At 55.0% G+C, this 18,163-nt stretch carries 14 protein-coding genes; 8 read left to right on the top strand and 6 right to left on the bottom strand.

Translation table 11 applies throughout. The features are described 5' to 3' along the window. Nucleotides 1-3: 3 nt before the first annotated feature. From ACTU44_RS14535 to pcaB, 3 genes are all read left to right on the top strand, one after another. Nucleotides 4-777, top strand: coding sequence for a CoA-transferase subunit beta (locus ACTU44_RS14535; RefSeq protein ID WP_336081386.1), 774 nt, complete (start codon nucleotides 4-6; stop codon nucleotides 775-777). Nucleotides 778-800: 23 nt separating this feature from the next. Then, the gene (gene pcaF, locus ACTU44_RS14530; RefSeq protein WP_462095751.1) at nucleotides 801-2,006 is read left to right on the top strand and encodes a 3-oxoadipyl-CoA thiolase; all 1,206 of its coding nucleotides are present in this window, start codon (nucleotides 801-803) and stop codon (nucleotides 2,004-2,006) included. A gap of 149 nt (nucleotides 2,007-2,155) precedes the next feature. Next, nucleotides 2,156-3,493, top strand: a complete 1,338-nt coding sequence (gene pcaB / locus ACTU44_RS14525; protein WP_462095750.1) for a 3-carboxy-cis,cis-muconate cycloisomerase — start codon at nucleotides 2,156-2,158, stop codon at nucleotides 3,491-3,493. 53 nt (nucleotides 3,494-3,546) lie between these two features. Here pcaB and ACTU44_RS14520 read toward each other — a convergent pair whose 3' ends face one another. Both ACTU44_RS14520 and ACTU44_RS14515 read right to left on the bottom strand, forming a co-directional pair. Continuing rightward, a complete protein-coding gene (locus ACTU44_RS14520) occupies nucleotides 3,547-4,029 on the bottom strand; it encodes an N-acetyltransferase family protein (protein WP_462095749.1) in 483 nt (160 codons plus the stop codon). After that, entirely contained in the window at nucleotides 4,026-4,745 is a 720-nt protein-coding gene (locus ACTU44_RS14515) for a TenA family protein (protein ID WP_462097441.1), read from the bottom strand. The genes ACTU44_RS14520 and ACTU44_RS14515 overlap by 4 nt, the downstream gene beginning before the upstream one ends. A 180-nt stretch (nucleotides 4,746-4,925) precedes the next feature. Here ACTU44_RS14515 and ACTU44_RS14510 point away from each other — a divergent pair, with 180 nt between their 5' ends. The 3 genes from ACTU44_RS14510 to ACTU44_RS14500 all read left to right on the top strand — a co-directional run bounded on the left by ACTU44_RS14510 (nucleotide 4,926) and on the right by ACTU44_RS14500 (nucleotide 7,004). After that, entirely contained in the window at nucleotides 4,926-5,150 is a 225-nt protein-coding gene (locus ACTU44_RS14510) for a YgaP family membrane protein (RefSeq protein WP_114097279.1), read from the top strand. A 155-nt stretch (nucleotides 5,151-5,305) separates the two neighbouring features. Next, nucleotides 5,306-5,719: a protein tyrosine phosphatase family protein gene (locus ACTU44_RS14505; RefSeq protein ID WP_114097280.1), complete on the top strand. Its 414-nt coding sequence runs from the start codon at nucleotides 5,306-5,308 to the stop codon at nucleotides 5,717-5,719. 151 nt (nucleotides 5,720-5,870) lie between these two features. After that, on the top strand, nucleotides 5,871-7,004 hold the full coding sequence (locus ACTU44_RS14500) for a GNAT family N-acetyltransferase/peptidase C39 family protein (RefSeq protein WP_462095748.1): 1,134 nt from the start codon (nucleotides 5,871-5,873) through the stop codon (nucleotides 7,002-7,004). A 33-nt stretch (nucleotides 7,005-7,037) separates the two neighbouring features. On the opposite strand, the gene ACTU44_RS14495 is transcribed toward ACTU44_RS14500, so the two are convergent. Further along, entirely contained in the window at nucleotides 7,038-9,008 is a 1,971-nt protein-coding gene (locus ACTU44_RS14495; RefSeq protein WP_114097281.1) for a GNAT family N-acetyltransferase, read from the bottom strand. Between the two features lie 304 nt (nucleotides 9,009-9,312). Between ACTU44_RS14495 and ACTU44_RS14490 the strand changes: the two genes are divergently transcribed. Continuing rightward, nucleotides 9,313-11,325 (top strand): autotransporter assembly complex protein TamA, encoded by a 2,013-nt coding sequence (locus ACTU44_RS14490; RefSeq protein ID WP_462095747.1) that lies wholly within the window; start codon nucleotides 9,313-9,315, stop codon nucleotides 11,323-11,325. Then, nucleotides 11,322-15,758 carry a translocation/assembly module TamB domain-containing protein gene (locus ACTU44_RS14485; protein ID WP_462095746.1) on the top strand — a complete coding sequence of 1,479 codons (4,437 nt, stop codon included), beginning with the start codon at nucleotides 11,322-11,324 and terminating at the stop codon, nucleotides 15,756-15,758. Before ACTU44_RS14490 ends, ACTU44_RS14485 begins: the two co-directional genes overlap by 4 nt. On the opposite strand, the gene ACTU44_RS14480 is transcribed toward ACTU44_RS14485, so the two are convergent. The 3 genes from ACTU44_RS14480 to ACTU44_RS14470 all read right to left on the bottom strand — a co-directional run bounded on the left by ACTU44_RS14480 (nucleotide 15,755) and on the right by ACTU44_RS14470 (nucleotide 18,105). Continuing rightward, nucleotides 15,755-16,705, bottom strand: a complete 951-nt coding sequence (locus ACTU44_RS14480; protein ID WP_462095745.1) for a sugar kinase — start codon at nucleotides 16,703-16,705, stop codon at nucleotides 15,755-15,757. The two genes, ACTU44_RS14485 and ACTU44_RS14480, sit on opposite strands and share 4 nt — an antisense overlap. 45 nt (nucleotides 16,706-16,750) lie before the next feature. Next, nucleotides 16,751-17,635, bottom strand: coding sequence for a MurR/RpiR family transcriptional regulator (locus tag ACTU44_RS14475; protein WP_114097284.1), 885 nt, complete (start codon nucleotides 17,633-17,635; stop codon nucleotides 16,751-16,753). Between the two features lie 80 nt (nucleotides 17,636-17,715). After that, the gene (locus tag ACTU44_RS14470; RefSeq protein WP_114097285.1) at nucleotides 17,716-18,105 is read right to left on the bottom strand and encodes a RidA family protein; all 390 of its coding nucleotides are present in this window, start codon (nucleotides 18,103-18,105) and stop codon (nucleotides 17,716-17,718) included. Nucleotides 18,106-18,163 lie beyond the last annotated feature (58 nt).

The following is an 18,163-nucleotide window of genomic DNA, read 5'->3' as shown; positions in this document are numbered from 1 at the left end:
ATCATGGTTGAATATACCCCGACTGAAATGATGACGGTATCCGCCGCACGCGCGCTGAAAAACGACGATGTGTGCTTTGTTGGTATCGGAATGCCGTCTGCGGCCTGCAATCTGGCCCGTCTGACCCACGCGCCTGACATCACTCTGATTTATGAAAGTGGCACGATTGGCACCAAGCCCGATGTCCTGCCGCTGTCGATTGGTGATGGCGAGCTTTGCGAAACGGCTTTGAACACGGTTCCGGTGCCGGAAATGTTCCGTTACTGGCTGCAGGGCGGCAAGATTTCGGTTGGTTTCCTTGGTGCCGCCCAGCTTGACAAGTTTGGTAACATCAACACCACCGTGATTGGTGATTACGACAACCCCAAAGTCCGTCTTCCGGGCGGTGGCGGTGCGCCGGAAATCGCAACCAGCTGTGGCGAAGTCTTCCTTGTGATGAAACAAAGCAAGCGTGGTTTTGTTGAGAAGATCGATTTCGTGACCTCGCTTGGTCATGGCAAGGGTGGCGATGACCGCGCATCCTATGGCGTGGATACCAAGGGTCCGTCGCGTTTGATCACGGATCTTTGCATCATGGAACCGCACCCGGTTGGTAAGCAGTTCGTTGTGACCTCGATCCATCCGGGCGTAACCCGCGAAGAAATCATCGAAAATACCGGCTGGACAGTTGAGTTTGCCGACGAAGTCGCGGAAACTGCGATCCCGACCGAAAAAGAATTGCAGGTTCTGCGTGAACTGCATGCTCGTACCGCCAAGGCCCATGCGGGTCAGCAGTAAGAGCATTAACAAGGATCTTAGAAATGGCTGACGCATATATTTGCGATTACATCCGTACCCCGATTGGCCGCTTTGGTGGCAGCCTGTCACAGGTACGTGCCGACGATCTTGGTGCCGTGCCGCTCAAGGCGCTGGTTGACCGTAATCCGGGTCTGGATTTTGCCGCTGTTGACGACGTCATTTTTGGCTGTGCCAACCAGGCCGGTGAGGACAACCGTAACGTTGCGCGTATGTCTTCGCTTCTGGCAGGTCTTCCGGAAACCGTAACCGGCACCACGGTCAACCGTCTGTGCGGTTCGGGCATGGATGCAATCATCATTGCCGCACGCGCGATCAAGGCCGGTGAAGCAGATGTGATGATTGCCGGTGGCGTTGAAAGCATGTCACGTGCGCCGTTCGTGATGCCCAAGGCAACCTCGGCATTCTCGCGCAATGCGGAAATCTATGACACCACCATTGGCTGGCGCTTCGTTAACCCGGTGATGAAGAAACAGTATGGCGTGGATTCCATGCCTGAAACCGGCGAAAACGTTGCCGAGGATTTCAGCGTTTCGCGTGCTGATCAGGATGCGTTTGCTGTGCGTTCGCAGGAAAAAGCCGTTGCTGCCCAGCAGAACGGAACCCTGGCACAGGAAATCACCCCGGTCACCATTCCCCAGCGCAAAGGCGATCCGGTTGTCGTTGATAAAGACGAACATCCGCGCGCAGGCACCACGATTGAAACCCTTGCCAAACTGCCGACCCCGTTCCGCGAAGGCGGCTCGGTCACGGCCGGTAACGCATCGGGTGTCAATGACGGGGCGGCTGCCCTGATCATCGCGTCCGAAGCGGCAGTCAAAAAATATGGTCTGAAACCGATTGCCAAGGTTGTTGGCGGTGCGACCGCAGGCGTTGCCCCGCGTATCATGGGCTTTGGCCCGGCACCGGCTTCGAAAAAGCTTCTGGCACGTCTGGGCTGGACCACTGAACAGCTTGATGTGATCGAATTGAACGAAGCATTTGCATCGCAGGGTCTTGCGACCCTTCGCGATCTTGGCATTGCCGATGATGATGCACGCGTGAACCCGAATGGTGGTGCGATTGCCCTTGGCCATCCGCTGGGCATGTCGGGTGCACGTATTGCCGGTACCGCGGCCCTTCAGCTGAAGCGTACCGGTGGCAAATACGCACTGGCAACCATGTGCATCGGTGTCGGTCAGGGTATTGCGATCGCACTTGAAGCTGTCTGAGGCTGAGGGCGTTTTGCCGATCTTTTGAAAGATGCCCCTGTGCCGCTTGTCGGGCAGGGGCTTCTTTTTTGCGTTATTGACCAAACAGGTTGGCAGCGCGACACTATCGATCTGATTTTACACCTGTTTAACCCGGTGGATTACCCCTGATGACCATTTCGCCTTTTGATTCCGCCCTGCTTGGGGATCTGTTTTCCGACCCGGAAATTGCGGCCCTGTTTGATGACAAGGCACAGATTGCCTCGATGCTTCTGGTTGAATCTGCTCTTGCCGCCGCCGAGGCGCGCGCAGGCGTCATTCCCGACCAAAGTGCGGTACGCATTGCCGAAGTGTGTCGGGACTTCAATCCCGATCCGGCATCACTTGCGGCCGGGACGGCAAATGCAGGTGTGCCGGTGCCGGCATTGGTCAAGGCATTGAAAGCCGAAATTGGTGGCGAAGATGCGCGGTTCGCACATTTCGGGGCAACCAGCCAGGATGTGGTGGATACCGCCCTTGTTTTGCGTCTGCGCGAGGCCATTGGCATCATTCGTCGGCGTATCCGCAAACTGGCAAAGTCCCTTGGCGCACATGCGGATGCGCATCGGGCAACAGTGATGATCGGGCGTACCCGATCCCAGCAGGCGGTACCAACGACCTTTGGCCTTAAGGCCGCAGGGTGGCTTGCGCCTTTGGCGCGTATTGATCGCCGGATCGAAAGCCTGTCTTCGGATTTGCTGCGCCTGTCCTTTGGCGGGGCGGCGGGAACGCTTGCCTCTATCGGGGCAAAGGCCATCGATGTTGAAAGCAACCTTGCCGAGGAACTTGATCTTCCGGTTGCCGATATGCCCTGGCATGCGCAGCGCGATGTGCTGGTTGATTTTGCCAGTCAGTTAACAGCGTTAACCGGTGCGCTTGGCAAGATGGGGCAGGACCTTGTTTTGCTGGCTCAGTCGGAAATTGCCGAAGTGCAGCCGGGCAAGGGCGGCGGGTCGTCAACCATGCCCCATAAATCCAACCCGGTGCAGGCCGAAATGCTGGTGACTCTGGCACGTTTTAACGCCGGGCAGCTTGGCGTTTTCAGCCAGTCGCAATTGCATGACCATGAACGGTGCGGGTCAAGCTGGCTTCTGGAATGGCTGACCTTGCCGCAGATCATTATTGCGGCGGGGACGGCACTGGCGCAGGCGGTTGATATGGTACCGGACCTTAAAATCAATACCAACCGCATGACTGAAAACCTTGAACTATCGCGTGGTGCCATGCTGGCCGAGGCCGCGACATTTGCCCTTGCCGACCATCTTGGTCGGGATGCCGCAGACAAGCTGGTCAAGGAAGCGATTGCCAAATCAGCGGCAAACGGATCAAACCTGTTTGACGAATTACCCGGTCTGACCGATGCGCCGGTTGATTGGGCACATGTGCGTAATCCGGCCAATTATGTCGGGCAGTCCGACCTGTTTATTGACCGGGTTCTGGGGGCGGCAAAGCGCGGATTTCGGGAATAAACAGACATGAAAAAGGCTGCCCCGGGGCAGCCTTTTTGATTTTGCGGCTATGTCTAGCGCGGCGCGCGCAGTCGCTTTTCAACGGCATAGTTGTGGATGGGGACGCCATTGACTTCAAAGTCGCGGCGTTCCACCACCGAAAATCCCTGTTTGAGCAGGAAGGATTTGGCAAGCTCGCTGGCTTCTGAATAAAGCTTGCCGATATCCTGTTTTCTGGCCTCGGCCTCAAGGGCGGTATACAGCTGTGCCACGACACCGGTTCCGGCAACATCGGGTGCGGCATACAAAAAACCGATATGTCCGTCGCGTTCGATATCGCCAAATGCGACGACCTGATCGCTGTCATTGACCGCAACAAGGCAATAACGCCCGTCATTCATCACTTCGGCAAACCGCGCCGGGGCCGGTTGCAAACTGGCCCAGACGGCGACCTGTTCTGGGCCATATCCTTTGGGGCCAAGCTTTTTGACAGCGCGACGATAAATCTCGGACATCATCGCGGCATCTTCATCGCGAAAAGGACGTATCGTGATCATGCATCTTGATCCCATGCAGTATCAAAGAACTGAACTTCAAGTTCCGTGGCACGTTTGAAACAGGACAGGCAGCTCTGGCGTTCATCATTTGAAAGTGTGGGGCCAACCTGATCAAGCTGATCATTGAGATAGGCAACAACACTTTCGAAATACGCACCGACATGCAGATCAAGCCATTCGGAATACCAGAAATCCGTGGGGCGCGTTTCAAGCCCGCGATTGACCCGGTCCGCCCAGCCCAGATAGGTGCCCTCGGCAACGGCAAGAACCGCAAGCATATCGGCATATCGGTTGCTGTTGGTGGCATCGGCCATCAATTTCTTGAAATCTGCCGTAACAGGCCAGTCCGGCTGGTCTTTACGTGCCGTCTCGCTGACGCCAAGTGCCACAAAGGATCGTTCGAAATAGGTATTTTCCGCCCCGGTCACAAGGGCAAGAAACTGACAGCCCGGAATGCGATCCTTTAATGTCGGGGCACGCGAAACGGCGGCGGCCAAAAGTGCGACAAACCGGTCGATAAAACGATGGTCCTGAATAAGGTAGTTTTCAAGATTGCGTTTTGGAACTGCCGCCTTTCCCCATGCGTCGGTAAAGGGATGATGGGTCACACGGTGCCAGTCTTTGGCAACGGATGCCTTCAGCCAGTCGGAAAAGACCCCATCGGGATGTGACTGTTTCCAGACCGGGAAATCGGGAACTGGTTGGGTGTTGTTCATGGTCACGGCGCGTTTCCTGATATCTTTGATTTTTCTTCTTTTTACACGCGATTGTGGCAAGGGCAAGAACCCAATAATTTGCCCGGACATCTGTGACGTGATTGATGCTTGTCAATGTAAAACAACAAATAAGAATGTAATGGTATAGGCAGTTCTTCTCAATCATCCTTGGAGGATGTCATGGCAAATGTCGGAACCGTTGATCGCCTGTTGCGTGCCTGTGCTGGTGTCATTTTGCTTGCTTTGCCGTTCCTGATGGCCAATCCCGCAGAAGGTGCAATTGCATTTGGTGTTTATGGCTGGGTCATGATCGCAGCTGGTGTCGTCTTGCTGGTGACGGCCGCATTCCGTTTCTGCCCGCTTTATATGATTTTCGGTTTGCGGACCTGCCCGCTTTCAAAATAGGAGCCGTTCAGTAATCCCGCGCAGCAATTTCTGTTCGAGCTGTTGGCAACAGCGCGTTATAGTGACATCCGTAACAGTTACGGTGTGTGACGTTTGTCCTGTTTGACAGGGCATAATGTGATAACGCCACCGGCAATGAATAACGGAACAGAAAAATGAAACGCCTGAGCGACGATCTGACGGTATCCCCGCAATTGCCCCTTGAAGCGATCGACGAGATTGCCAAGGCCGGATACAAAACCATTATCTGTAACCGCCCGGATGATGAAGATCCGGGGCAGCCATCCTTTGCCGAAATTTCTGCCAAGGCCGAAGCCGCAGGCATAAAGGCGATTTTCCAGCCGGTCGTGAGCGGCAATGTCACGGATGCCGATGCCGATGCCTTTGCTGCCAATCTTGCCGATGCGGCCAAGCCGATTTTTGCCTATTGCCGTACGGGGACACGTTGCACGATCCTGTGGTCGCTGGCCAATGCCGGGGCACTTCCGGTTCAGGACATTATCAAGTCGGCGTCTGATGCCGGTTATGACATGTCGCCGCTTTTGCCGCGTATTGCTGCGCGCGCCTAGAATTTGGGATGAATTGATGCGGTGGGGTTGATCATGCCCCATCGCATAATCGCGCGGCACGCCTGCCAAAATTGCACTATCGATTTTTTGCAAATCGTGGCGATATGACATGACGGTATGTGATCCGTATGTCTGATTTTCTGGTGTGGATGTGAATTTGAAGACGCGCGAAGACGCCACGATAGAGTTTCGATTGGCGGTGCCCGGCGATATTGATGCGCTGTGCGATATTGAAAACCAGTCCTTTGATATAGACCTCCTGAACCGTCGTGCGTTCAAACGCTTTGTCGGAAGCGAAACCGCGCGCCTGATGGTTGCCTGCAAGAACGGCGGTGTTGTCGGATATGTACTGGTTATTTTCCGGCGCAATGTGGCTTTGGCGCGTCTTTATTCAATGGCGGTCTTGCCTGATATGCGAGGGCAGGGTATCGGCAGGCAACTGGTCACCCGGGCCGAAGACCTCAGTCTTGATTTCGGTGCGCCAATCCTGCGCCTTGAAGTCAGTCAGAAAAATGCCAGGGCGATTTCGCTATTCCGGGCCGCCGGATATCGCGAATTTGCCCTTTATCCGGGTTATTACCCGGACCATAGCGATGCTTTGCGTATGGAAAAGGTCCTTGTGCCCAATGCGCTTTCCCTGCCATCGCCCATTCATTTCTATCACCAGACCCTGCCATTTACCTGTGGTCCGGCGGCTTTGATGATGGCGATGAATGCGCTTGATCCGTCGCTTGAACTTGATCGCAATCTTGAAATTGCCCTGTGGCGCGAAGCCACCACTATTTTCATGACCTCAGGCCATGGCGGATGCGGACCGCTTGGTCTTGCTCTTGCGGCCAACCGGCGCGGCTTTGATGTCGAGGTTCTAAGCAGCCGCGATGGCCCGCTTTTTGTCGACACCGTACGCAAACCCAAGAACCGCGAAGTGGTCGAACTGGTGCATTATGATTTTGCCCGGCAGGCCCAGGATATGGGTATCCCCGTGACGACCGGACCCTTTGGCGTCGCTGAGATCGAGGAACGTGCCAAAAAAGGAAAAATGGCACTGGTCCTGATCAGTCAGTACCGGATTTACGGCGACAAGATCCCGCATTGGGTGGTGGTGTCGGGTTTTGATGACCGCTTTGTCTATGTCAGCGATCCGGATATCGGCGAAGACCACGAACCGTTCACGGGCAGTGACTGCCTGTCTGTCCCGATCCTGCGTCACGAGTTTGATCTGATGGCGCGATATGGGCGTGACAAGCTTCAGGCCGCCGTGTTCATTGACAAAAAGGCCGGGTAAAACCCGGCCTTTCTCGTTGGTGTGTTGACCGGATTACGGTCGCGCGATCTTGCCCAGAAGATGGGCGATGATGCGGCGGTAAAGGTCCATGCCCAGTACCACATCCTCGACCCCGGCATCGATATTGGGGTTGTCATTGACCTCGATGACCATCGGACCATGCGGGGTTTCCTTGACATCGACACCATAAAGCCCGTCACCCATCAGGCGCGCTGCGGCAAGGGCGGTTGAAACGATATCTGCTGGCGCGTCTTCAACAGCGACTGTTTCAAATCCGCCTTCCTCAAAGCTTTTGCCATCGTCTTCATGCTTGACGATCTGCCAGTGGCCCGGTGCCATGAAATAGCGGCTGGCAAAGATCGGCTCGCCGCCCAGAACACCAATGCGCCAGTCAAAGGTCGTTTCGACATATTCCTGAATGACCAGAAGTTCCGAATTCTTGAACATCTCGGTCGCAACTTCATTCAGGTGTTCGGGTGATTTTACCTTGCGCACCCCGCGCGAGAAGCAACCGTCCGGCACCTTAAGAACCGACGGGAAGCTGAATTGCTGAGCGATTTCGGTAATACGGCGTTTGTCAAAGATCGCACTTTTCGGGGCCGGAATACGGTGTGTGCGCAGCAATTCGGCCAGATAGACCTTGTTGGTACAGCGCAGCATCGAGTCCGGATCGTCGATCACCGGAATGCCTTCCTTTACCGCACGTTTGGCAAAGCGATAGGTATGGTGATCAAGGGCGGTGGTTTCACGGATCAGAAGGGCATCAAATTCTGACAAATGATGGAAATCCTTGGCCGTGATCAGTTCGGCCTTGGCACCAAGATCAGATGCAGCCTGAACAAAGTTTGCCAAGGCTTCCTTGTCAGACGGCGGCAAAACCTCGTCCGGGTCATGCAGGATCGCAACCAGTGCTGTTGGCGGGGTGACGTTGCCCTGTTTGCGCACGCGCCCGCGCAGATAGGCCCGAAGCGCTGCCTCAAACTCGGCAAGGTTGCTGTCATCAAGTTGGCCAAGTGACGGGGCTTCGATTTCGCGCAAAATCTTGCGATCCTGCCGGTTCAGATGCAGGCGCAGGATCGGGCAACGGAACTGATCAAAGGCCCGTTCGGCGATCTGGCGGAACCGTTTGTCGGCGGTGCGTCCGAAATAGACATCAATATGGTCCGGGGCTTGCTCCGGGCCGTGCCCCGATTTGGCAAGAGCGTCAATGATCTGCGGGCTCAGTTCGGAACGGGCGGTTTTCTGAAGACGTTTCCAGTTAAGGTCAAGAAGAACATCTGCCTCGGGGATCACGCGTTCGGCGCGGGCTGCGGCCAGAAGGCTGCAATAATAGCCGCGCGACAGATATTCGTAAGACTGGCACAGGTTGATCACACGGCGGTTACGCACCCCGTGATCAAGGGCCAGATAATCACGCACCCGCATCACACGTGCACCCGAAACAGCAAAACGCTGATCGGACAGTCGATCCACCAGAATCAGCGGTGCACCGGTGGCAACCGCCGGAGTGACATCGGTCTGCCCGTTATAAAGTGCATGTTCAAGGCGAATGCCATCGCCGCCATCTTCGTAATAGCCCGGCAGATCTGCAATTTTCTGATAGCCGTGCCGTTCATAAAGATTGCGTGCTGTATCGTTCTTTACGCGGACTTCCAGTCGCATGCGCAGGCAGCCGGCATCCATCGCCAGATTCTCAAGACCGGCCAGAAGTTGCGTGCCCAGACCCTTGCCACGCCATTGCTGTGCAATCGCCAGTGAATAGATACGTGCGGTGACCGTGTTAGCGCGCAACAGCAACATTCCGTAACCGACGATTGCCGGTTTGTCGGCATCCCCGGCATCCGCGACCAAAAGGCGTGCGGTTGCCTGACGCAGGAAACGGGAAAAGGACGGGCGCGAAATCAGGTCAGTTTCAAAATTTGCCTGCTCAAGGGCGCAAAGCCCGTCAAGGTCGGCGCGTACAGCATTGCGAATAATGACGGTATTGGTCTGGGTTGAAGCCACGAGATGGACCTCCTGCAATGTGGGGTGTGACGCATATGGTGCGCTCAACTCCCGGTACGCTCAAACCAAAAAGCTCACAAGTGCGTTTATTGTTCACAGCCATGCCATTTTTTCATGGGAATTGGCATAGGTGACACTCGACCTGTAAGATGAATAAAAATATGGTATTTCGTGATAGCAGTTTTGAAAATAACAATAATTCCGCTTGCACGAAGCCCCGCCATGAGCGTCGGATGTAAAATGGATCGGGCTGGTGGAACCTGCATCAGTCGACCGGGCATGAAGCACAAAGGACAAGATATTCTTGAACAGGCACAATCCCCGCAATCTGGCATCACTTGGACGGTATCGGGCAATTGTTCCGCTTTTGCTGGCGGGAACGATTTTGGGTGCATGTTCATCTGATGAAGGATCAGGGGGGCTGGGGTTCGGTTTTGGAAATGAGGATGCGGTGGAGCAGGGCGATCTGCGATCAACCATCCCCTATGAGGTCGAACTGGTCGGGATTGACGCGCAGGAAAGCGATCTGCTTTCCGCCCTTGAGGCGGTAAGTACGGCACGTCGCCTGCAATCGCGCCCGACAGCGTCACGGGCAGGTCTGCAACGCCGGGCCGAGGACGATATTGAACGTTTTCAGGCGGTTCTGCGCTCAAACGGTTTTTATGACGGTCAGATCACCTTCGATATTCAGGAAAAGCCCGTTGTCCCGCAATCTGGCAACGAAAACGCCGAGCTATCGGAAAATGCAGATGCGGGAGATGCAACAAGTGATACCGCGAACGGTGCTGCATCCGGAGATGCCGTTTCACCGGCAGACACGCCGACGCCGCTTGTTCTGACCTATAATATCGATACAGGTGCGCCATATCTGATTTCATCGGTTGATCTGGTGATTGTCCGTCCCGATGAAACCATCGAACGTCCGGCCACCGACGAGGAACTGGTCAGAACCCGCCTGCAGATCGGACAACGTGCAACGGCACAGCCGATTATCCTTGCCGAGCAATATGGTGTCGATGTTCTGAAGGATCAGGGATATCCGCTGGTGAAATCGACCAAGCGGACCGTGATGGCCGATACTGCCCGGAAAACCATTTCGATCAAATATGCCTTTGAAACCGGTCCCGCGGCCAATTTCGGTGCGGTCACGGTCAATGGTGCCGAACAGGTTGATAAGGACTTTATCGCCGGATATCGCAGTTGGGATCCGGGCGAGCAATACAGCCCCGAGGAGGTCAGAACCACACGACGAGATCTGGCGCAGACCAACCTGTTTGACAGTGTGATTGTAAAGGTTGCCGGTCCGGTTGGTGAAAATGGTGAAATCCCTGTCGAGATCAATGTGGTTGAACGCAAAATGCGCTCGATTGGTGGCGGGCTTGATTTCTCGACTGCCGAAGGTCCCGGTGGCAATGCTTTCTGGGAACATCGCAACCTGTTTGGTGCGGGTGAAAGGTTGCGGTTGGGGATGGATGTCTCAAGTCTTGAGCAGGGTGTCAGTGCGGAATTCAAAAAGCCGCAATTCCTGGAACGGAAGCAATCCTTTGTTGCAGATGCCCATGCCAAGAACAACGACACGGATGCCTATAAGGGCTCAACGATTGACAGTTTTGTCGGTATAGAACGGCCACTTGGCGAAAACTGGTCAGCGAGCCTTGGTGTGACAGCGGAATATTCCGATCTGACCGGATCTGACTCCCCGAATGAGGAATTCTATCTGGCGGGTCTGCGCGGTATTTTGCGTCACGACAACACCGATAATCCGCTTGATCCGACCAAAGGCACGCGCTTTGAAATCAACGTGTCGCCTTATATGGGACTGACGGATCAGGATACGGGATTTACCTCGGTCTCGCTTGCCGGTTCGCAATATCTGTCAGTTGATAAAGACGGCGATTATGTGTTTGCCGCACGCGCGCGCACCGGGACGATCATTGGTGAAGAACGCGGCAACCTGCCGTCCAACAAACGCTATTATTCTGGTGGCGGTGGATCGATCCGTGGCTATGAATATCAAAAGGTCGGACCGCTTGATGATGATCACGATCCGCTTGGCGGACGGTCTGTTCTGGAAGTCGGATTTGAATTTCGTGCACGGGTAACGGAATCATTTGGCATCGTTCCGTTTGTTGAAGGCGGCAATGTCTATGCCCGAAGCGAACCTGAAGACATCTCGTTACTTTGGGCGGCAGGGCTTGGTTTCCGCTATTACACGGCGGTCGGGCCGCTGCGTTTTGATGTGGCCGTGCCGCTTGATAAACGTGACAATGTCGATGACGATTTCCAGCTTTATATCAGTTTGGGGCAGGCATTTTGACCGGGGCTGAACAACCGTCCAGCAAGGCATCACAGAAAACAAGACGTTCTCGTTCTGCATCAAGATGGGGGCGTTATGCTGCCTATGGTCTGGGCGGTGCCGTGCTTGGCGTTACCGGTATTGTGGCGATTGCCGGAACCGGCCCGGTTCTGCGTGCGCTTACCCCGATGATCAATGAAACGGTATCGACCGCAACGGACAGCACCTTTGAGATTGGCCGCATAGAAGGAAGTCTTTGGACTGGTCTGACGCTTGATCGTCTTTTGATGGACCGGGCGGGCGATGGTTTTCATCTTGAACTGGGATCGGCTGATTTTGACTGGTCGCCACTGGCCTTGTTGGGCGGGACATTAAAGGTCAATCATCTTGGACTTCAAAGTGCAAAGGTTGTTCTGCCAAATACGACAGGCCCGGAAGAGGTCGAGGAAGAGACATCTGATTCAGAAAGCGGTTTTTCTCTTCCGCTTGCCGTTGCAATTGACGCTGTCGCGCTTCGCGAGATAGCGCTGATTGATCCGCTGTCAGGCAAAGAGTTTCTGTATGGGCTTAATGCCAAGGCAGCGGTTGGAACCAATCTTTCGGCAACGGCGAAGATTGATTTGCACCCGCTGGATGACGGGTCTGACCGGTTCGATGTTGATCTGGATTTCGATGGAGCGGATCAGCGACTGGCTGCGAAAATCGATGGCGCGCTTGGGCGAGAAGGCCTTGTCATGACCCTTGCCGGGGTGGCACCCGATGTGGCCACCGATATCGATATCAAGCTTGCCGGGAATGGTCCGGCGAATGACTGGCGGGGAACACTTGATGTCGGGGCGGATGGCTATGGTGCACTGTCAACTGACATCGGTGTTCGGCTCTCATCTGATATTCTGGCTTTCACACTTGATGGTGGTCTTGAGACATTTGATCGTATCTCTGATCAGTTGCCAGAGCAGTTGCGCAAGAAAATCGATCTTGGCATTGGCGGGGCGTTTGATGCTGATCATCAGCGCCTGTCGTTTGATCGTGTTTCGGTTGCTATGGCGGATGCGGTGGCGATTTCTGCCACGGCTGATCTTGATCTGGCAGAAAGCACTGTGGCGGCAAAGCTTGATGGCAAGATCGATCCGGCATTGTCCGCACTTGTTGATGACGCGGTGACATGGGAGCAGCTTGATCTTGGTGTTTCAGCCAAGGGTGATCTTGCCATGCCTGGGGTTGAGGTCACGATTGACGGGCGCGATGTCACAACACCGGTCTCGACCATTGCGAATGTGACAGTGCGCGCCGATATGCCCGAACCCGAAAATGATGATGCGATTACGGCAAGTCTTATGGCATCGACATCGGGAAGTGACTGGCAGGATACGGGGCTTGCGGCGTTTCTTGGCGCGGGTCAGGAGTTTTCCCTTAATGCTTTGATATCGCCTGATTTTTCCAGTGTGGCACTGCGGGATGTGCTGGTTTCAGCACCCCAAATGAAGCTGCATGGTGATGCCGAACTTGATGGTGCCTTTGCCATCACGACGGCCAAGCTGACCGGTGATGTTGCCGATCTTTCGATCTTTGCCCCGATTTCCGGACTTGATCTGAGCGGGCAGGGGCAGGTCACGCTTGGCAACATGTCGTGGTCGACAGAAGCCGGATTAAAAAGCGATCTGGCAATATCAACAACCGAAACCGGATTTGGCATTGCCGATCTTGACCGGATTGTCGGACCATCCCCAACGATCACCGGTCAGGCCACGCTGATGCCAAATCTTGATCTGACAGTTGATCTGGCATCGGTCGAGACCGCGATGATCAAGGGACCGGTCAGGGTTGATATCACCGAAGAATTTGAACGTCTTGCCGTAGTTGGTGATCTTGATGTTGCCCCGGGAACTGTCCCGCCAGAAATAGGTGTTTCAATCGCACCGGCAAAGCTTTCCGTGCGGCTGGATGGCGATATATCAGCGCCGCCGGGCCAGATAGAACTTGTGGTGCCAAGCGTCGAGGCCGGTGGGCAACGCTTTGACAAGGTTGCACTCTCAACCCGGATGGAATGGTCGGATCAGGCGGTATTGTCGCTGCTTAATCGCGGTGCGTTTACTCTTGGCAAACATGGTTATGAACTTGCGGCAAATGTGCGACTGCCTGACGACGGTCTGAGGGTTGAGGGGATTTCATTGCGTGGTGATTATCTGGTGCTGCGCGGTGATCTGGTGCTGCCCGATTATGCCACGCCGATCCAGGGCAACATTGCGCTTGAAAGTCTTGATGCCGAATTGCTTGGTGATTTCGGTGTGCCCTTTGCCAATGGCACTGTGACAGCCGATCTTGGATTTACTCCCGATGGCGAACGTCAGACAGTCACTGTTTCCGCACTTGCCATGGGGCTTCGCATGATTGTGGAAAGTGATGGCAACCCGTCGATGATCGAGGATGTCGAACTTGATGCCACGGTTCGCGATGCCTTCGCCGCCCCGGATATCACAGCCAAGCTTGAAGGACGCGATATCGTCTTTTCGCCAGTCGCAATTGATGACATATCGCTGGACGTAAAAGGCGGGCTGGAAGCGCTTGATATCGTTTTAAATACCAGCGGTCTTTATCAGGGAAATGTCCCGATATCAGCCGACCTTGTTGCAGATGTTGCTCTTGGCCCGGACATCAGTGTGACAGCGCAGAAATTTGATTTCGATGTCAGTGATCAGGCAGTCACCCTGCGTCGTCCGTTGCAATTCGTTATGGCCGCAAACGGGCAACAGAAACTTGACGTCGATCTTGCGGTCGGGTCCGGGCAACTTGTCGCACGCATGACACAGGAAGCCGGTCAGAAATCGATCAAGGGTGATGTGTCTCTTGACGGTGTCGATCTTGCCCCATGGGGTCGCATTGCCGGGTATGACGGACTAAGCGGGACAGCCAACCTGTCGGCAAACTTGCGGGAAAGCAGGGGAACCTTGCCAGCCGCACAGGTCAAAGGGCGGATCACAGGTATTACTGCCAAGGCGGTCAAGGATCTCGAACCGTTTGAGATGGCACTCGATATTGATCTGGCCAAGGGCATTCTGAACGGTACGGCAAATCTCGCCAATTCGGATATCGAGGCGCTGTCAGCAAAGGGTACGGTGCCGCTTGCGATTTCGGTCCTGGAACAGAACTTTAGTCCCGATCTTTCGGCACCTGTATCGGCCAGCGTTCGCATGAATGGCCAGATTGCCGAATTCTGGCCCTATGTCCCGGCACCGGACCATCAGGTTTCGGGCAAGATCAGGCTTGAGCTTGATGTCGCCGGAACGCTTGATGATATCGGTTGGAATGGCAATCTGGATCTTTCGGATGGCCATTATGAAAATCTGGTCTATGGCACGATCCTTGATCAACTGGCCCTTAAGGGGGAATTTGATCAGAACGGGCTTTCCATCCCGTCGATCACGGCAACGGATGGCGGGAATGGCAGTTTTGATGCGTCGGTTGATCTGAAAATGAAGGATGGCGGTGAGGCCGCCTATGAGGTGACCACCAAGCTGCGTAATTTTGCCTTGTCGCGGGTCGATGAATTGCGGTTCTGGGCGGATGTCGATACCAAGGTCAATGGCAATCAGAACGGTGCCGATATCAAAAGTACCGTTGCCGTTCAGCGCGGCGAGGTTGATCTGTCACTGGCATTGCCAGAATCCGTTCCGACGATCGAGATTTCGAACCTTCCTGACGAAGCGGAAAAGGAAAAGGCCCGCAAGGCCGCCGACAAGGATACCGGTTTTGTCGGTAATCTGGATGTTACGGTCGATATCCCCGGACGATTGTTTGTACGCGGCAAGGGGCTTGATTCCGAGTGGGGCGGGTCACTTGAAATTTCAGGGACGACCGACGATCCCCGGATTGTCGGGCAGTTGTCTGCGCTTCGCGGGCAGCTTGATATCATTGGCAAAACCTTTGTGATCAAGGATTCCAAAATCACCTTTGCCGGGGGCTCGCCGCCTGATCCGATGCTTGATATCAAGGGTATCTACACGACAACCGATCTTGAAGTTTCCGCGGGCTTCCAGGGACCGGCAAGCGATCCTGAACTGGTCCTGTCATCCAATCCGTCCTTGCCCGAGGATGAAATTCTGTCGCAGGTCCTGTTTGGCAAATCACAAGGCAGTCTGAGTGCTGTCGAAGCCGTGCAGTTGGCAAGTGCGCTTAATGAATTGTCCGGCGGCGGCAGTGGTCTTGATGTGGTTGGCAGTGTGCGCCGTTTTATCGGGGCTGACGTGCTTCAGGTTGGCGGTGGCGAAGACGGGCCCGAGGTCAAGGTTGGCAAATATCTGAGCGAGGGCGTCTATGTCGGCACCAAGGCCGGGGCAACACCGGGATCAAGCGGGGTCGAAGTCGAAATCGAGGTCACGCCGAATATCAGCGTGACCAGTGAAAGCACCGAGATCGACAGCAAGGCCGGTGTGCAGTATCGGCTGGATTACTAACCGAGTTCCAGATCGCTGATATCAACCAGTGCTCCGTGACGGCAGATCACCCGGCCGGCCACGTTCTGGGCAATACCGATGGCACCTTCGACACTTTGGCCATGCGAACGTGCGGCCAGAAACGCCCCGTTAAAGGAATCACCGGCCGATGTTGTATCGACGATCTCGGTGATGACGGGCGGGGTAACGAAACCGGACTGGCCGTCCTTGTTGCACCAATAGGTCGGATCGCCCCCCGATTTGACGATGACTTCGCGCACTCCGGCTTCAAGCCAGCGCTGCCCGGTTTCCTGCGCGGATTTGTCGCCAAACAGGGCCGCATCATCATCAAAGGTCGGAAGAACAGTGTCACAGAACGGGGCAATGGCGCGATAAATGTCCATCGCGGTCTGATCGCCGGACCAAAGACGCGGGCGATGATTGGTGTCGAAATAGACCTTGCCGCCCTTGTTGGCGTAATCGGCGACAAGGGCGATCATTTTCTGGCGATCATCGGGCGACAGGATCGCAAGACTGATCCCCGAAAGGTAAAAGCCGTCAAAACGCCCGAAAGAATCCCTGATTTGTGCGTCATGACCGCCACCAAGAACCTGCTTTGCTGCGGCCTGATCACGCCAGTAGGAAAAACTGCGCTCGCCGTCTGCGTCGGTCTGGATGGTATAAAGGCCGGGAAGGGCACCATCGATCCGGCGAACAAGATCTGTGGCAATGCCGTCGGACTGCCAGGCTTCGATCATCGCGTTGCTATAGGCGTCGGTGCCAAGTGCGGTGATATAGGAAGCACATTTAATGCTGGCCGGGTCAAGAAGACGGCTGGTGCGCGCCATATAGGTTGCGGCATTCAGGGTATCCCCGGCAAAGCCAAGCTTTGCTGCACCAAAAACCGTGCCGGGCTGCGCACCGGAAAGCTCAAGCATACATTCACCGATAAACGCGATGTGGGGCATTGGGTAACCTTTGAACTTGGGTAAGATAATTCCGTGACAATGCGCCTAGTCGCCGATCGGCTGACGCCCGGTAGGCGGGTTGAGCGTCAAAAGCGACGACCGGATGCGACGCAGCTTCTCTTTTGCCTGATCAGGCATGCGTCGCGCAACTGCTGTTGCAATCACGTCAATGGTTGCCAGAAAGGCATGGCGCGTTGCGGTCGGTTTGTAGATGTCCGGGTTTTCGGGCATTTCGATCCCGATCACCAGATCGCTCTCAGCCGCAAGGGGGCTGTCAGGATGGGTCAGGGAAATGACCTTGGCGCCATATTGCCGGGCAATGGCCGCAGAATGGATGAGCTCGGTCGGGCGACCGCTGGTTGAGATGGCAAACACCACATCTTCCGGGCCAAGGGTCGAAGACAGCATGCGCTGCAAATAGCCGTCACTTTGTGACTGTGCGGGAATGCCAAGCCTGAAAAAGCGGTTGGCCGCATCGAAGGCTACCATGGTCGACCCGCCCCCGACACCAAAAAAGGCAATCTGGCGTGCCTTGACCAGAATGTCGGCGGCCTTGTCGATCTGTTCGGATGAAATCTGATCGCGGAGCAGGCGCAGGTTATCAATGATCACACCCAGAACGTGACTTGAAAGTACGTCTGCGGCAGTTGTGTCATCCGAAATATCCTCGGATGTCAGATACTGCATGCTGACCGCAAGATTTTGCGCCAGACGCATTTTGAAATCACGAAAACCGTCACAGCCCAGTGTCCGGCAAAAACGGATAACCGTTGGCTCGCTGACCCCGACATTACTGGCAAGATCGGAAAGGGCAATCGTGGTGACAGCTTCCAGATTTTCACTGACATAATCGGCGACCAGCTGTTCCCGGTTGGGAAAGCTTCCCGACTGGCTGCGCAGCAGGCTGATGATGTCGGCGGTCGGTTGCATCACACTGGTCCGGTTCTGTTTTCAGGGACGGGTAGGGGCGCCACAGACAATTGCCGTTCATGGCACCCCTTTGGCAAGTATCACTTTTCCGGCTTGTAAGCGATAGCTTCAATTTCAATTTTGGCGTCAACCATCATCTGGGACTGTACCGTAGAACGTGCAGGACGCTCATTGGGGAAGAATTCCGCATAGACGCGGTTAAAGGTCCAGAAATCGCGGGTATCAGCCAGCCAGACATTGATCTTGAAAACATCGTCAAGGGTGCAATCGGCAAGTGCGAGGGCGGCTTTGACATTTTCCATGGTCAGGCGTGTCTGGTCCTCGATACCGCCATAGGCGATTTCACCATTTTCCTTCATGGCAACCTGACCGGAAATATAAACGTAGTCGCCCGCACGAACGGCCGGAGAAAAAGGTAGTTTCTGTCCGCCGGCACCGCTGCGCTCATTGCCATAATGTTTGATCGCCATGGAAATCTCCCTGCTTTGGCTTGCGGGTGCAGATCAGAACGCACCCTGTTTAAAATGT

The sequence above is a fragment of the Thalassospira sp. SM2505 genome (assembly GCF_054901115.1).
The sequence above is the reverse complement of the archived record's forward strand: the minus strand, read 5'-3'. Positions and strand labels throughout refer to the sequence as shown.

Bases quoted from the DNA above. Each gene is read 5' to 3' on its own strand.
- ACTU44_RS14515 (WP_462097441.1), bottom strand. From the start codon at position 4,745: ATGAACAACACCCAACCAGTTCCCGATTTCCCGGTCTGGAAACAGTCA.
- ACTU44_RS14535 (WP_336081386.1), top strand. From the start codon at position 4: ATGGTTGAATATACCCCGACTGAAATGATGACGGTATCCGCCGCACGC.
- ACTU44_RS14470 (WP_114097285.1), bottom strand. From the start codon at position 18,105: ATGGCGATCAAACATTATGGCAATGAGCGCAGCGGTGCCGGCGGACAG.
- ACTU44_RS14520 (WP_462095749.1), bottom strand. From the start codon at position 4,029: ATGATCACGATACGTCCTTTTCGCGATGAAGATGCCGCGATGATGTCC.
- ACTU44_RS14475 (WP_114097284.1), bottom strand. From the start codon at position 17,635: ATGCAACCGACCGCCGACATCATCAGCCTGCTGCGCAGCCAGTCGGGA.
- pcaB (WP_462095750.1), top strand. From the start codon at position 2,156: ATGACCATTTCGCCTTTTGATTCCGCCCTGCTTGGGGATCTGTTTTCC.
- pcaF (WP_462095751.1), top strand. From the start codon at position 801: ATGGCTGACGCATATATTTGCGATTACATCCGTACCCCGATTGGCCGC.
- ACTU44_RS14480 (WP_462095745.1), bottom strand. From the start codon at position 16,705: ATGCCCCACATCGCGTTTATCGGTGAATGTATGCTTGAGCTTTCCGGT.
- ACTU44_RS14505 (WP_114097280.1), top strand. From the start codon at position 5,306: ATGAAACGCCTGAGCGACGATCTGACGGTATCCCCGCAATTGCCCCTT.
- ACTU44_RS14510 (WP_114097279.1), top strand. From the start codon at position 4,926: ATGGCAAATGTCGGAACCGTTGATCGCCTGTTGCGTGCCTGTGCTGGT.